This window comes from Streptomyces lydicamycinicus (assembly GCF_000829715.2).
GTDB lineage: Bacteria > Actinomycetota > Actinomycetes > Streptomycetales > Streptomycetaceae > Streptomyces > Streptomyces lydicamycinicus.
Map to the genome: position 1 here is coordinate 687,059 of NZ_BBNO01000002.1, position 13,316 is coordinate 700,374.

Here is a 13,316-nt window from a genome sequence, read left to right on the forward strand (position 1 = left end):
TAGATTTTGAGGCTCACCCGGAATTCAGGGGAGGTTCCGCACTCAGGGCGAGCGCCGTCTACAACCCTGTAGAAGATGCCTGGCCGCGGCCCTTTCGCCGGAGGGTGCCGGGCTATCACCACCTATAAGGGGATTTGCCCGGCTGGTGCGGGGTACCGTGAAGACACCAAGGGACTCGGGGACCACAACACCGGGCGCGTCGCTGCTGCGGCCCGCCCGAGTGAGGTGAGCACCATGCAGACTCTGTGGACCGTGGTCGTGCTGCTGGCGCTGGTGGCGCTGGGAGCGCTGTTCATCGCCCGGGTCAATGCCCAGGGGGCCGGGCGGATGCAGACCCATCGGTACGCGGACTGGAAGCAGTCCGTACGGCAGCGGAGGCGCAAGCGGCCGCATGACGAGGCCGGCTCCGAAGCGCCTGCGGCCGGGCCGCCGCCGCCCTCCGGCAAGGCGGGAAACGACCTGTGACGTCCACCGCCCGCTCCGTCCCGTCGGCCCAGGACTACGACGGGACCTCCCCGTTCCCTGACGACGGCACCGAGTCCCCGCCGAGCAGTGGCCGGCGGATGTATGTCACCGTGACCGGCATCATCGTCGTCGCCCCGTTCGTCGGCCTGGCCGTCGGGATTCCTCTCCTCTGGGGCAGCGTCGTCCACCTCACCGACCTCGTCCTCCTGGCCGTCTTCTACGTCGTCAGCGGCCTGGGCGTCACCATCGGCTTCCACCGCGGCCTCACCCACGGCAGCTATACGGCCGCGCCCGCGCTGCGTATCGCGCTCGCCCTCGCCGGCTCGCTCAGCTTCCAGGGCAACGTCATCGACTGGGTCGCCACCCATCGCCGCCACCACGCCTACACCGACCGCCCCGGCGATCCGCACTCCCCCTACCGCTACGGCACCAGCCTGCGCGGACAGCTGCGCGGCCTGGTCCACTCGCACATCGGCTGGCTGTTCGGCGACGACCCCACGTCGCACCGCCGCTTCGCGCCCGATCTGCTCGCCGACCGCGGCATCCGCGCGGTGGACCGGGCATTCCCCGTGCTGTGTCTGCTCACGCTCGGCCTGCCGTTCGCGCTGGGGTGGGCGCTCGGCGGCTCCTGGGTCACCGCGCTGACCGCCCTGCTGTGGGCCGGGTTCATCCGGATCGCGCTGCTGCACCACGTCACCTGGAGCGTCAATTCGCTCTGCCATGTCATCGGCGAGCGGCCCTTCCGCACCCGGCGCCATGACCGGGCGACCAATCTGTGGCCGCTGGCCCTGCTGTCGTTCGGCGAGAGCTGGCACAACCTGCACCACGCCGACCCGACCTGCGCCCGGCACGGCGTCGACCGTGGCCAGGTCGATGTATCCGCCGCCGTCATCCGGCTCTTCGAGCGTCTCGGCTGGGTCTGGGACGTGCGCTGGCCCGACCCTGAACGGGTGGCGGCCCGCCGCCTCAGGAGCACCGCATGACCACCGCCGGGGACCCTCCCCACCCCGCTCACGCCGAGCACCACGCGCCACCGCCCGTCGCCCGCCTGACCATCGCCCCGCACACCGAGACGACACGGCGCCTGGATGGTCTCTGGTGGCCGCACTCGACGGATCTGCTGGCCGAACTCCCGGAGTTGCTGACCGCCTTGCCTTTCGACTGGCCCCGGATCACCCATGCCACGGTGAACGGCGCCGGCTGGCCCGCGCTCCCCTCCCACACCCTCGTCGCCGGCCATGTCGTCCGCCTCCGCAGAACCACCGGCCGCCCCGGCCCGGACACCATCTGCCTGGTCTCCTCCGGCCACGGTCGCTGGGACCTGTTGATCATCCCGCCCACCACCCCTGAGCCCGAGGCCGTCCGCATGATGGCGGAGATGGCCCGCACGGGGGAGCCGACACCGGCCTGAGGGGGAGGAGCGGAGAAGCGGGGCGCGGTCCCGGGAAACCGCCAACTCGCCTTCATCTGCGGCCGTTTCACGTGAAACCGCCCCAGCGGCCTCAGGCGATGCGAGGCGGCCCGAGGCGCGACGGGGTGATACGGGGCGGCGTGAGGAGACCGCGGGCGAGAGCACCGTTCGGCCTCGGAGGCCGGTCCCTGACGGCCATGCCCACGCCCCCGGCCACGGCCTCGCCTACTGCGTACGGGTGGTGTTCATCAGAAGAACGCCGACCCGGGGGCGTCGGTCCGTGAATCTGCCCATTACGTACTCATCATAAGAAAACGCAACAGAAGCGACGCCATCCAAGTGGTGCACCGGTAGCGGCGCAACTGAAGCGAAGCAACAGAGGAAGCACGACGCAGTAGACGCAACGGATCTCTCGGGGAGATCCCGACCGAAAGCGAGGGGCCATGGCTGCGACCAAGGTCATGAAGTTCTGGGCGGTATGCCTTGCCGTGCTCGGCAAGCTGCTGGCATCACTGGGAGTCTCCGCGGCGGCGTCGGCCGCGCGCCGGGACGCCGCACTGTACGAGCGGACCCTGGGCAAGGGGAACGCGGGCGCCGAGACCCCGGGCGGTGATGCCTCGGAGGCGGAGCGCCCCGCTGTACCGGAGCCTCATCCGGAACGGCGGACCCGCGCCGTGCCCGGCCCGCGCACCGTACCGCTGTACGGCCAAGCCACCCCGGCCCGACGGGGGTTCGCCCGTCCGGAACTGCCGCCGACGATCAAGCAGCGCATCAGGGCCGAAGCGCATGGCACCTCGCCGGGAATGCGTAGTCGCCTCGCCTCCGGTACCGAGCCGCTGACCGCCCCCGGTCACACCGACCCGGCCGGGACCACGCCGGGCGCCGACCGTGCCGACGCGCACGCGCGCTCCGCGGTCATTCCGGCGGCCCGCAACCGTGCGCACACCGCCCGCTACGTCTGAGTCGGGCGGCGCACACACCGGCGTGGTCCACACGGCTGCGTACGCACACCACGCGGCAGCCCGGAGGTATGAGTCATCGCAGCAGCAGGCAGCGGTGATCCCCAGGAACTGACGCTGAAGCAGAGACGGACGCAGCAGCAGAGACAGACATTGCGACAGAAGCAGAAGCAGAAGCTGAAGCACGCGCAGGGATAGCGCAGCGACAGCTACAGAGGCAGACGCACGCGCTGAGATAGGCGCAGCGGCAGCCACAGTGGCAGACGCCGGCTCGGACGCAGACCTGGATGCAGGTGTGGACGAGAGTGCGGAAGCCGATATGTTCCACGTGAAACCTACGCAGAGGTGAACGACCCGAAGGCGCCGGGACGGACGAAGACCCGCAGCAACGGGCGACCCGGCCAGCGACAGCCGTAGCCAGTGCAGCAGTGATCACCTGAGAGAGCGCACGACCACAGACCTGAATCACCTGTCACACCACCGGAGTTCAGCCGCTCCGCCCCCGGCCGGGGCACCGGTCCCTGGGCCCCTTCCCAGCTCCCGCCCGAGCTCCGCACGCGCCGCATGCGTGTCGGGCTTCCGTCGGCAGTGAGCGGGAACTGCCTCCGTTGTGCACCTTCGCTGCGCACCTCCGCGAGCCCGTGATGTGTCTCCGGGCGGCGATACGACGCCGATGAGTGCCCCCGCGGGCCCCGGCGACCGTGCGGTACGCGCGCAGCGGCTGACCCGGCTTTTCGCTGCGGTGCGCCGACCCCTTGCGGGTGGTGTCCGCATTGCGCGCATCCCCGCTAAATGATCTCCGCATGCCCGGCGAAGGCCGGTGGTGGAATCCCCCTATTGGTCGACTTCCTCTTGACCGCTTGGTAAAGTCCGAGCACTCATTGTGACTCGGCGATTTGAAGCAGCCGCCCGTGGTCATCCACCGTTCGAAAACCGGAGGGTTTGTGGAATGCCTGAGCTGGCGGACACGGGGAGGCGAATCAAAGAGTTGCGGGTCGGTGCCGGAATGACCCAGCACGACCTGGCCGGGGCCGAAATGTCATCCAGTTATATCTCGCTGGTCGAACACGGGAAGCGTATTCCCAGTGGCCGGGCGCTCAAGATCCTGGCCGAACGCCTCGGAGTCGGCGTGGCGGAAATATCCGGAGACCCGGTGCCCGCCGAAAACACCGGTGTCCGCCGGCTCGACCTGGTCGGACGATTGGTGGCGGCCCGCAGGCAATGGGATGGCGGCGATGTCGAAGGGGCACTGTCGGAATTCCGCGCACTCGCCGACACGGAGCCGGCCCATCGGCAGGACGATGTCTTCACCGAGGCCCAGCTCGCCATCGCGGAAATCCTCGGCACGCTCGGCCGCCCCGACGAGGGCGCCGAGGTCCTGGAGCGGATGCTGACGGAGCTCGCCCCCGAGCCGTATGCGGAGCCCCGGCTGCGCACCCTGATCGCGCTCGCCGATCTGCTGGAGTCGGCCGGCCGGGTCCAGGACGGACTGCGCTATGCGCTGACCGGCCACCTCGAATGCACCGCCCGGCGCCCCGGCACCGGTTTTCACTCGCTGCTCGCGCTCGATGTGCTCACCCGCTGCGCCTATTGGAGCGGCTGCCCGGACTGGGCGCCCGATGCCGACCACGGCCGGCCCTCGGCGGACGGGGTGCTCCCCGGACCGCGTGCCTCGGTCGATCTGCACCGGGCCCTCGACCTGCGCGACCGGGGCGAGCCGGAGCGCGCCACCGCGCTGCTGGGCGAGTGTGCGCGCCGGGTCACCCCCGCCGCCGGATTCCCGCTGTGGGAGAAGATCAACGGTCATTACGCGCTGCTGCTGCTGCGCCGCGGCGAGCCGGCGGCGGCCCGCAGCCTCGTCGAGCGCGGTCTGGTGGTCGCCTCGGTGGCCCAGGAGCCGGGCTTTCCGCTGTGGCTGACGACGGCGGAGGCGGCCGGGGCGGAGGCGGCCGGTGACCTGGCCCGGCTGTTCGCCCTCGGCGAGGAGCTGGCCGCGCTCCCCGATACCGGCCGCAGCCATGAGAAGGCCGCCGCGCTCGGAGAGATCGCGGCGGCGTGTGCGCGGGCGGGCGACCGGGAAAGGGCCGTCGGATACTTCCGCTCTTCCGCGGAGCTCTTCCGGCGGGCCCAGGCGTACCGGCATGCCGAGCGGGCCCGGGAACGACTGACGGAGCTCATCGAAATGCGGAAGTGAGGCCGCCGGGGCCAAGACGCCGCAGCGGCACATATTCCTTCCTTCCGTGTAATGCGCGCTATTTCTTCGTCTTCTTTCCGAGTGCCAGTAAGGCGAACAGGGCCTCCGCTGCGCCGATGATCGCCAAAATCATCCCGGCCTTGTGGAGCGAGATGACCGAGTTCTCCACTTCCTCTGTGCTCAGCCAGAGGGCCAGACCTGCGATCGTCACGACAATGCCGATGGCAATGCCCTTCATGGGTTTTCCCCGTCCCGTGTGATGATGTCGGACTCTGTGTTCGGACTCCGTGGTCGGATTCCGTGTCGGGCTCCGCATCGGACTCCTTGTACGGACCAGCGTCCCGTCCCGCCGGAACATTCGGATCATCCGCAGGTAGGCACTTTCCGCCCGCCGTCTGTCACTTTCTATGTACTCCCGCTCCGGTCAGGGGCGGCTAGGGGACGGATAGGGGAGGTGCGGGGAAAATCAGGGGCCGGTGGGGGGCCGTTCCCCTGAGAGCGCTCCCTTTTGCCCCCGCCCGGCTATCCCGTGCTGCTGCGCGAGAATCGCCGCCTGCACCCGGCTGCGCAGCTTCAGCTTCGACAGGATGCGGCTGGTGTGGGTCTTGACGGTGCCCTCCGCGAGATCGAGGGTCTCCGCGATGGCGCTGTTGGCCAGCCCGCGTCCGATACAGGCCAGCACCTCCAACTCCCGTTTGGTGAGGGTGTCGAGGGCCTGTGCCGCGTCGTCCGGGAGGGTGGGGTCCAAGGCCGGCCGGCCGACGAACTCGCTGATCAGCCGCCGGGCGATGGCCGGGGTGAGGAACCCCTCCCCGTGTGCCACCGCCCGTACCGCGCCGACCAGTACGGCCGGTTCCGCGTTCTTGAGCAGGAAGCCGCCGGCCCCGGCCCGCAGCGCCCCGTAGATGTACTCGTTGAGGTCGAAGGTGGTCAGCACCAGCACCTCGGCGAGGCCGCGCTCCACGATGCCGCGGGTGGCGGCGACGCCGTTGAGCCGCGGCATCTGGATGTCCATCAGCACGACATCGGGCCGCAGTTCCTCGGCCAGACGGACCGCCGCCGCACCGTCGCCGGCCTCCCCGACCACCGTGATGTCCGGGGCGGTCTGCAGCAGCAGGACCAGCCCGGACCGTACGGCCGCCTGGTCGTCGGCCACCAGCACCCGGATGCCCGGGGGCCGGTTCGCCGGACCGTCCGCCGGTGCCGTCGCCGGCCCGCCCCTCGGCTCGTCCGCCGCTGACTCCCTCACTGGCTGCGCCACCTTTCTCATCTCCTAGGGGTTCTGGGCCAGCGGGAGCACCGCACGCACCCGCCACCGCCCCGGGGCGGTGCGGTCGGGGCCCGCGTCGAAGCTGCCGCCGACCAGGGCGGCCCGCTCGGACATCCCGGCGAGCCCGGCGCCCGCACCGGTCATCAGCTGCTCCACGGGGCGCTGCCGGGCCCGGCCGTCGGGCCGGGCCAGCGGGCTGTCGACCGAGATGGTCAGCTGCTCGGCGCCGGCCCGGCAGCAGATCCGCACCCGCCCCGCCGAGGCGTGCTTGAGGACATTGGTCAGCGCCTCCTGCACGATCCGGTACGCCGTCACCTCGATCACCGACGACACCTCGGGGAAGCTCTCGGGGAGGTCGGTGTGCAGGGTCAGGGCCGCCGCGTCGGCGGCCGGCCGGGCCTGTTCGACCAGTGCCCCCAGCGCGTTCAACTGCGGCCGGTCCCAGTCGTCGGCCACCCCCCGGTCGGACCGCAACAGCACCACCATCCGCCGCATTTCGGCCAGCCCCTGCACACTGTTCTCCCGGATCACCGAGAGCGCCTGGAGCACCGGATCCTCCCCGGCCGTGCCGTCCTTCTCCCGCTGGGCCTCGGTCAGGGAGAGCACCGCGCTGGAGTGGATGGCGATCGCGCTGAGGTGGTTGGCCACCAGATCGTGCAGCTCACGGGCCATCCGGGTGCGCTCGGTCTGGAGCACGGTCTTGCGGTCCAGCTCCGCCAGCCGGTCGATCTGGGCGGCCCGCTGCCGCTCGGCATCCGCCCGCTCCTTGTGGTTCCGGATCAGCACCGCGGTCCATACGGGCGAGATGAGCACCAGGGCGATGAGGACACCGCTCGTCACGCCCTCGGAGCGGTCGCCTATGAGGACCAGGGCGACGGTGGCCGCCACCGTGGCCGCGACGGTCCCGTACTGAAGGACCCGGCACAGCCACGGGGCTCCGTAGAGGGCGGCCGCATAGAGCAGATCCGTATAGACGAGGAGGGGGCCCAGGCCGCCCCCGGCGGCCATCTGCACGCCGACGGTGAGTGTGCCGACGGCGACCGCGACCAGCGGCACGGTGCTGCGGAAAGCCGTCGCGGTGCACAGCACGAGCACCGGCAGCACGGCCCGCCACACGGGGAGATCGCCCCCCATGACCCGTGGCCCGCCCAGGACATACAGGATCAGGCAGCCGGCGAAGAAGCCCACTGCCAGGCGCAGGTCACGGAGCGGCAGGGGGCGGCCGCGCGCGTGCGTATTGGTGAAGGGACGTAACCACACACCAGGACAGTACGACGGCTCATGACCCGTTCTCCTGGCCCTGGCGCCGGAATTCGGGCCGGTCCGCCGTACATCGAAGTATGTAGCCCGACATCAGCAGGAGGGATGACCCGAACGCTCCGGGGGGCTGGAAACCTGGGGCTGTCCCGTCCGGTCGATGGAGGCGGAAGAGGGGAGAGGGGCCATCGATATGGCGGGAAGTCACTGACCCGGTATGGCCTCGGCACCGCTCAACTGCGGAGGACGGAAAGTACGTGGAAACGAACGCCGCTCTTCTCGAACTCTGTCCCCAATCCCTTGACCAAGGCGTGGTCGCCCCCCGGCCACAGCCCGGCCGGGCCCGCCCGGTCCCGCTCGCTCCCGCACCCGGCCACCCGGACCCCGTCGCCACCCCCGTCCCGGTCTTCGTCGTCCCCGTAGGACCCGCCGCCGCTGCCCACGGCTCGGGCACGGGGCTCTCCCCCGACGACTGTGCGGGCCTCAACGGCCATTCCCGGGCCACGCTCGACGGCGCGGCCGGCCGCCGGCTGCGGGACCGGCTCCCCGGGCAGGTGAGCGCCGCGATGGCCGCCGCCGGTCACTGGGAGCTGTACGGCACCCGCGGTCTGCTGGTCGTGGCCTGCGGCGACGACGCCCGCCGGATGGGGTTCTCGGTGGAATCCGTCCGCCCGGAAACCTCGCCCCCGTACACCCCGTACGAGGTGCTGACCGCCCATGAGACGGGTCTCGTGGCCGGCTGCCCCGCCGCCGGGCGGGACCGCCTCGTCACCCGTTTCTGGGTCCGTAAGGACGCCGCCCTCCAGGCGGTCGGCCGTGGGCTGTCCCTCGCGCCCGAGCGCATCGAGGCGGGCTTCCCCGGCGACCACGGAACGGTCCGCGTCCCCGGTTTCCACGGCGGCGAAGTCCTGGTATCGGTACGGAACTTCGCCGTTTCCCCCGCGTACGAATGCGCCGTGGCCGTCCCGGAATCCCTCGCGCTCACCCCGGCCTTCTGCTATTCGGCGGGGTAATTGCCGGATTCCGCAGACACCCTGCGACCACCCGGGTGAAACCTCCGCATGTCGCGGCGCCCCGTCACGGCAAAAACCATATTGCCCAGTTAGTTGGTGCGTGCCCACCGGTCGTGGCGAGTACCGCGTCACGGCGTTGCCGGAGCACCGCGGAGGATTGCCGTCATGCCGTCGCCCCTCGCCAAACGGTCCGTCGAAACGCTCCTGTCCGTGCTGCTGGTCGTGCTGAGTGTCCTGGGGGCGGCCGGCCCGAGTGCCGCGGCGGCCGGCTCCCCGGCCGGCCCGGCGCCGGACTGGGAGCGGATCGCCGCCTGTGAGAGCAACGGCCGCTGGCACATCAACACCGGCAACGGCTATCACGGCGGGCTGCAGATCGACCCCGCCACCTGGCGCGCCTACGGGGGCCGTCGTTACGCCCCGCGCGCCGACCTCGCCACCCGCGACGAGCAGATCGCCATCGGCGAGCGCATCGTCCGGGACCGCGGGCTGTCCGCCTGGCCCAACTGCGCCCGGACCAGCGACAGCGACGACAGCTCCTCCCGTGCCGCGGAGCAGACCCCGCCGGACGATCCGGCCCCGCAAGCGGCCCCCCGCACCCGTAGCCTCACCTCCCCCGGCCACACCGCCGCCCGCACCTATGTGGTGCAGCCCGGCGACTGCCTCTCCGTCATCGCCGAACGCACCCACACACCGGGCGGCACCAAGGCCCTGTACGACCTGAACAAGGACACCCTCGACCAGGGGCCGGACCACATCTACCCCGGACAGCGGCTGCGGCTGCGGCCCTGAGGACGGGGCGGCACTCCGCCGCCGGGTGCTCCGGAGGGCCGTCACGGTGAATCCGCTGATCGGTGCGGGTGAATGCGCGGGACGGGCCGTTGCTCAGGCTTGGTGGACGGGGGCGTGGCCGGTAGCAAGACCGCGGGGTATCAACCGCGAGGTGCAGGAGCACACAGTGAAGAACATGGCACGCATCAATGTTGTGATTGCAGGAGCTTGCGGTTTGCTCCTGGCCGTCGGCGGGGCGTCGCCCGCCCAGGCCTGGGACGGGCCGTTCGACGGGGACGGCGTGTGGAACAGCGACACCTTCGCCAACTTCCATGCCGGATTCAGCTGCCGCAACCGAGCCAGAATCTGCATCAACGGGCCGCTGAACAGCGGAAACGTCCGGAACTCGCAGAACGTTCACCTGTCCGGCAACAACAGCAACAGCGGTAGCCCGACCAACGTCAACGGCAACACCAACGACGACGCGGGCGGCACGACCGGAGCCGAGAACAAGACCAGCAACAACCTCCAGCACATCGGCCGCGGCGGCAAGCAGAAGCTGTGACCCGGTCCTGACCCGTCCTCCGGCCCCGGCGCGTCCGGGGCCGGAGCCGTGTCCGGACCACGGGCCGGCCCTGGGGCGCCGCACGGCCGGGGGGCACACGGCGAGCGCCCGGCGGAATCCGCCGGGCGCTCGGGGGACGGCTGTCGAAGAGGGCCGTGGGCCGTAGCCGTGTCAGGGGCCGGTCCCTGTCAGTGGAGGATGCCTTTCACGATGCGCTGCACGCTGTTGCCGCTGCCCGACGCGGAGCCGGTCACGGCGTTGCCGCTGTTGGTGGACCCGTTGGTGTTGGCGATGTTGCCGCTGGCGTTCGGGTTGCCGTGGTTGAGGAAGTTGCCGCTGTTCAGGCTGTTCCCGCTGTGTACCGGCCCGTTGATGCAGGGGTGCGGCGAACGGAAGACCGGCGAGTTGTAGTTGAAGTCGGCGAGCCGGTTGTTGCAGACCACCCCGGAGACCATGCCGGCCACGGTGCCGACGTCGGCGCCCACGACGGCTGCGAGCAGGGAGTCGCTGGGAATCGCCTGGGCCCGGGCCACCCCGCTGCCGAGCAGCACCAGCCCGCACGCCCCGACGATGCTGCCCGCCTGCGCAATTTTTCTCACGTCGCTCCTCGCCTCTTCGTCCTTCGGATGCCAGACGTATCGTGCTGCCGCGGTCGGTCCGCATCGGCGTTCAACCCGCGGGAGCGAAACCCCCGGCGGCCACAATCAGCCGGGTGGCCCAACACCTCGTGGGGCTTGCGGGGGACGGTGCGGCCGGGGGCGGGCAGCCGCCCGGCCGGGTGTGGGCAGGCGAAGATCACCGGTGGTGCTGCCGGGGCGGGCGGGGCCGCGGCCGGGCAGGCCACCGGAGGCCGGCCGGTCATCCGCCGGCCGGTACACCGGGTCTCAGAGCACCAGCCGCTCCGGCATGGGCTGCTCCACACCGTCCAGCTCCAGCGTGCACCGGGGCACGGAGGGGACGAGATGCGGCTGGCGCAGCAGGACCCGGAAGGGGTGGGCGGGCTCTTCGGGGAGTTCGCCGGTCAGCACGTTCATTCCGGCGCGGTGTTCCTTCTGGTACGCGACCACCTTGCCGTCGACCAGGAGCTCGATCTCGCCGGAGCGGCCGGGTCCGACGTTCACGGTGATCGAGTGGTCCCCCTGATCCAGATGGAAGTGGTGTCTGGGCCCCATGACGACCTCCGGCAGTTCGTCGGTCACGACCGGCCGCGCCGTCGGTACCCACCGCGAGCCGGTCCGTTCTTCCAGCGTAAGGGGACTCCCCCCGGGTTCCGCGAGCGACAATTGGGGTGAGTGCCGGGCGGCCGGTTCACGGAGCGCGGGTCGGCGAGGCCTGCCCGGGGAAACCGGGCGCCGGGCCGGCAGGAGACGACCATGAACGGCTCGGTCCGGGTGGGACAAGTGGTCGGGGTACCGCTGCGCATGCACTGGAGCGTGCCGCTGCTGGTGGGCCTGTTCGCGTACGGACTCGACCGGCAGGGCCTGCCCGTCTGGACGCCGGGCCGCTCGGACGCCGTGTACGCCGTCGGCGGAGTCGTGGGGGCCGCGCTGCTGATGGGCAGCCTGCTGCTGCACGAGACGGCGCACGCCGCGACCGCCCTGCGGAAGAAGATCTCGGTGCAGGACGTGACGCTGTGGGCGCTGGGCGGGACTACCCGGATGGGGCGGCCGCCGACCGCGGCCGCGGCCTTCGCGGTGGCCGTCAGCGGACCGCTGATCAGCCTGGTCATCGGCGGTATCGCCCTGGGGGCGGGGATCGGGCTGCACGGGCTGTCCGGCTGGGCGGTGCCCTCCGTCGTCCTGGCCTGGCTGGGCTGGGCGAATCTGTTCCTGGGCGTGTTCAATCTGCTGCCCGCGGTGCCGCTGGACGGCGGCCGGGTGGTGCAGGCGGTGCTGTGGTGGCGCACGGGGGACCGGGAGCGTGCGGACCTGGCGGCCTCCCGGGGCGGCCAGATCATGGGGCTGCTGTTTGTGGCCGCCGGCTGGATCTCCGTGCTGCGCGGGGCGCCGGGCGGGCTGTGGATCGTGTTCATCGGACTCTTCATCATGATCGTCGCCGGGGCGGAGCGGCGCCGCGCGGCCCTGCACCGGGCACTGCGGGGGCTCCGGGTCGGCGAGGCGATGACCGGTCCGGTGGCCACCGGCGCCGACTGGCTGACCGTCCAGCGCTTCATCGACGAGGTGGCCGTGCACTCCCGGTACTCCGCGCTGCCGCTGCTCGACTTCGAGGGCCGGCCCAGCGGCATCGTGCAGCTGCGCCGGCTCGCGACGGTACCGGCCGCCGGCCGGGAGACGCTGCGGGTGCGCGAGGTGGCGACCCCGCTGTCCCAGTGCGCGGTCGCCGCGCCGGACGACCTGCTGACCGAGGCGCTGGACAAGCTCAGCCTGCGGACCGGCGCCCGCATCCTCGTCGTGGACTCGGGGCATCTGGTCGGGATCGTCACCGGGAAGGACATCTCCCGTCTGATGCAGCGCGAGACCCTGGGCGGCAAAGAGAGCGCCTGACCCGGTCCCCGGGGCATCGCGGCGGGCGCGCGCCGCCGCCCCTCGGCGCCCACAATGGTGGTACGGAACGCCCCCGGGGGATACGGGGCCTGCCGGAGCGGAGGCCCGGAACGGGACAGGGGTATGGAGTACGTCACCGTGACCGCGCTGAGCCACCCCGGGCTGCTCCGCGAGCACAACGAGGACAGCCTGGTGGCCGGCCCCTGGACGCTCTGCGGCACCATGACCGAGAACCCGCAGACCCTGGTCTTCCCGCTCGGCACCCCGTTGGTCGTCGCGGTCGCCGACGGCATCGGCGGGCAGCCGGCCGGTGAAGTGGCCAGCGCCCTGGCCGTGCGCCAACTGGCGGCACTGGGCCCGTCACTGGACACCGAGGAAGCGGTCAGGGACGCCCTGAACCTCTGCAATGACGCGGTGTACGCGGCCGGCCGGGCCCCGGAGCTGAACACCATGGGCACCACGGTCGCCGGCGCCGTCGTCCTGGCGGAGTCGCTGCTGGTGTTCAACGTCGGTGACAGCCGGGTGCTCGACGCGACGGCGGACGGGCTGCGCCAGGTGAGCGTGGACGACAGCCCGCCGCTGTCGCCGGGGCGGCGCACCACCTCGCTCGTCACCCAGGCGCTCGGCGGCACCCCGGACTTCAGCGCCATCACCCCGCATGTCCGGGAAGCGCCGCTGTCCGCGGGCGACCGCTACCTGGTGTGCACCGATGGGCTGACCGACCCCGTCCCGGAGGACGCCCTCAACGACCTGCTGCAACTTCACAGCGGCGGCCGGGCCGCCTTCGAGCTGTGGAAGTCCGCCATCGAGGCGGGCGGTCCCGACAACATCACACTGGCGCTGATCGCCATCGGCGAGTAACACGGAGGGACCGGGCCGCAGCGCCCCATGGCTGACAGGGCGCGGCGCG

General features: G+C 71.4%; 15 protein-coding genes. 10 read left to right on the plus strand and 5 right to left on the minus strand.

Translation table 11 applies throughout. From position 1 onward, the window contains the following. Window positions 1-234 precede the first annotated feature (234 nt). The 5 genes from TU31_RS08445 (at window position 235) to TU31_RS08465 (ending at window position 5,029) form a co-directional block, all read left to right on the plus strand. The gene (locus TU31_RS08445) at window positions 235-465 is read left to right on the plus strand and encodes a hypothetical protein (protein WP_042151295.1); all 231 of its coding nucleotides are present in this window, start codon (window positions 235-237) and stop codon (window positions 463-465) included. Further along, window positions 462-1,448 (plus strand): acyl-CoA desaturase, encoded by a 987-nt coding sequence (locus tag TU31_RS08450; RefSeq protein ID WP_042151297.1) that lies wholly within the window; start codon window positions 462-464, stop codon window positions 1,446-1,448. The genes TU31_RS08445 and TU31_RS08450 overlap by 4 nt, the downstream gene beginning before the upstream one ends. Then, a complete protein-coding gene (locus tag TU31_RS08455; RefSeq protein ID WP_042151300.1) occupies window positions 1,445-1,876 on the plus strand; it encodes a DUF5994 family protein in 432 nt (143 codons plus the stop codon). Before TU31_RS08450 ends, TU31_RS08455 begins: the two co-directional genes overlap by 4 nt. Window positions 1,877-2,319: 443 nt before the next feature. Next, window positions 2,320-2,838, plus strand: a complete 519-nt coding sequence (locus tag TU31_RS08460) for a DUF6344 domain-containing protein (protein WP_042151302.1) — start codon at window positions 2,320-2,322, stop codon at window positions 2,836-2,838. A 946-nt stretch (window positions 2,839-3,784) separates the two neighbouring features. Continuing rightward, window positions 3,785-5,029: a helix-turn-helix domain-containing protein gene (locus TU31_RS08465; RefSeq protein ID WP_078885619.1), complete on the plus strand. Its 1,245-nt coding sequence runs from the start codon at window positions 3,785-3,787 to the stop codon at window positions 5,027-5,029. Window positions 5,030-5,087: 58 nt separating this feature from the next. Here the strand turns inward: TU31_RS08465 and TU31_RS08470 are convergent, their stop codons facing one another. The 3 genes from TU31_RS08470 to TU31_RS08480 form a co-directional block, all read right to left on the minus strand. Further along, the gene (locus TU31_RS08470; protein ID WP_042151304.1) at window positions 5,088-5,267 is read right to left on the minus strand and encodes a DUF5708 family protein; all 180 of its coding nucleotides are present in this window, start codon (window positions 5,265-5,267) and stop codon (window positions 5,088-5,090) included. Between the two features lie 228 nt (window positions 5,268-5,495). Continuing rightward, window positions 5,496-6,197 (minus strand): response regulator, encoded by a 702-nt coding sequence (locus TU31_RS08475; protein ID WP_042151921.1) that lies wholly within the window; start codon window positions 6,195-6,197, stop codon window positions 5,496-5,498. 105 nt (window positions 6,198-6,302) lie between these two features. Next, window positions 6,303-7,559, minus strand: a complete 1,257-nt coding sequence (locus tag TU31_RS08480) for a sensor histidine kinase (RefSeq protein WP_042151306.1) — start codon at window positions 7,557-7,559, stop codon at window positions 6,303-6,305. 254 nt (window positions 7,560-7,813) lie between these two features. On the opposite strand from TU31_RS08480, the gene TU31_RS08485 reads away from it, so the two are divergent. From TU31_RS08485 to TU31_RS08495, 3 genes are all read left to right on the plus strand, one after another. Next, complete coding sequence (locus TU31_RS08485; RefSeq protein WP_158894291.1) at window positions 7,814-8,569, plus strand: 4'-phosphopantetheinyl transferase family protein; 756 nt, start codon at window positions 7,814-7,816, stop codon at window positions 8,567-8,569. Window positions 8,570-8,734: 165 nt separating this feature from the next. Next, window positions 8,735-9,358, plus strand: coding sequence for a LysM peptidoglycan-binding domain-containing protein (locus TU31_RS08490; protein WP_042151311.1), 624 nt, complete (start codon window positions 8,735-8,737; stop codon window positions 9,356-9,358). A 166-nt stretch (window positions 9,359-9,524) separates the two neighbouring features. Next, window positions 9,525-9,902 (plus strand): hypothetical protein, encoded by a 378-nt coding sequence (locus TU31_RS08495; RefSeq protein ID WP_042151314.1) that lies wholly within the window; start codon window positions 9,525-9,527, stop codon window positions 9,900-9,902. A gap of 188 nt (window positions 9,903-10,090) precedes the next feature. Here TU31_RS08495 and TU31_RS08500 read toward each other — a convergent pair whose 3' ends face one another. Continuing rightward, on the minus strand, window positions 10,091-10,501 hold the full coding sequence (locus tag TU31_RS08500) for a hypothetical protein (RefSeq protein WP_042151316.1): 411 nt from the start codon (window positions 10,499-10,501) through the stop codon (window positions 10,091-10,093). Between the two features lie 285 nt (window positions 10,502-10,786). Then, window positions 10,787-11,074 (minus strand): hypothetical protein, encoded by a 288-nt coding sequence (locus TU31_RS08505; RefSeq protein ID WP_042151923.1) that lies wholly within the window; start codon window positions 11,072-11,074, stop codon window positions 10,787-10,789. A gap of 201 nt (window positions 11,075-11,275) precedes the next feature. On the opposite strand from TU31_RS08505, the gene TU31_RS08510 reads away from it, so the two are divergent. Next, a complete protein-coding gene (locus tag TU31_RS08510; protein WP_042151319.1) occupies window positions 11,276-12,406 on the plus strand; it encodes a site-2 protease family protein in 1,131 nt (376 codons plus the stop codon). A 123-nt stretch (window positions 12,407-12,529) separates the two neighbouring features. Further along, window positions 12,530-13,267, plus strand: a complete 738-nt coding sequence (locus TU31_RS08515; RefSeq protein WP_042151322.1) for a PP2C family protein-serine/threonine phosphatase — start codon at window positions 12,530-12,532, stop codon at window positions 13,265-13,267. The last annotated feature ends 49 nt before the right edge of the window (window positions 13,268-13,316 follow it).

Coding starts and splice junctions, on each gene's coding strand:
- TU31_RS08505 (WP_042151923.1), bottom strand. CDS start 11,074: ATGGGGCCCAGACACCACTTCCATCTGGATCAGGGGGACCACTCGATC.
- TU31_RS08445 (WP_042151295.1), top strand. CDS start 235: ATGCAGACTCTGTGGACCGTGGTCGTGCTGCTGGCGCTGGTGGCGCTG.
- TU31_RS08490 (WP_042151311.1), top strand. CDS start 8,735: ATGCCGTCGCCCCTCGCCAAACGGTCCGTCGAAACGCTCCTGTCCGTG.
- TU31_RS08470 (WP_042151304.1), bottom strand. CDS start 5,267: ATGAAGGGCATTGCCATCGGCATTGTCGTGACGATCGCAGGTCTGGCC.
- TU31_RS08455 (WP_042151300.1), top strand. CDS start 1,445: ATGACCACCGCCGGGGACCCTCCCCACCCCGCTCACGCCGAGCACCAC.
- TU31_RS08515 (WP_042151322.1), top strand. CDS start 12,530: ATGGAGTACGTCACCGTGACCGCGCTGAGCCACCCCGGGCTGCTCCGC.
- TU31_RS08465 (WP_078885619.1), top strand. CDS start 3,785: ATGCCTGAGCTGGCGGACACGGGGAGGCGAATCAAAGAGTTGCGGGTC.
- TU31_RS08460 (WP_042151302.1), top strand. CDS start 2,320: ATGGCTGCGACCAAGGTCATGAAGTTCTGGGCGGTATGCCTTGCCGTG.
- TU31_RS08510 (WP_042151319.1), top strand. CDS start 11,276: ATGAACGGCTCGGTCCGGGTGGGACAAGTGGTCGGGGTACCGCTGCGC.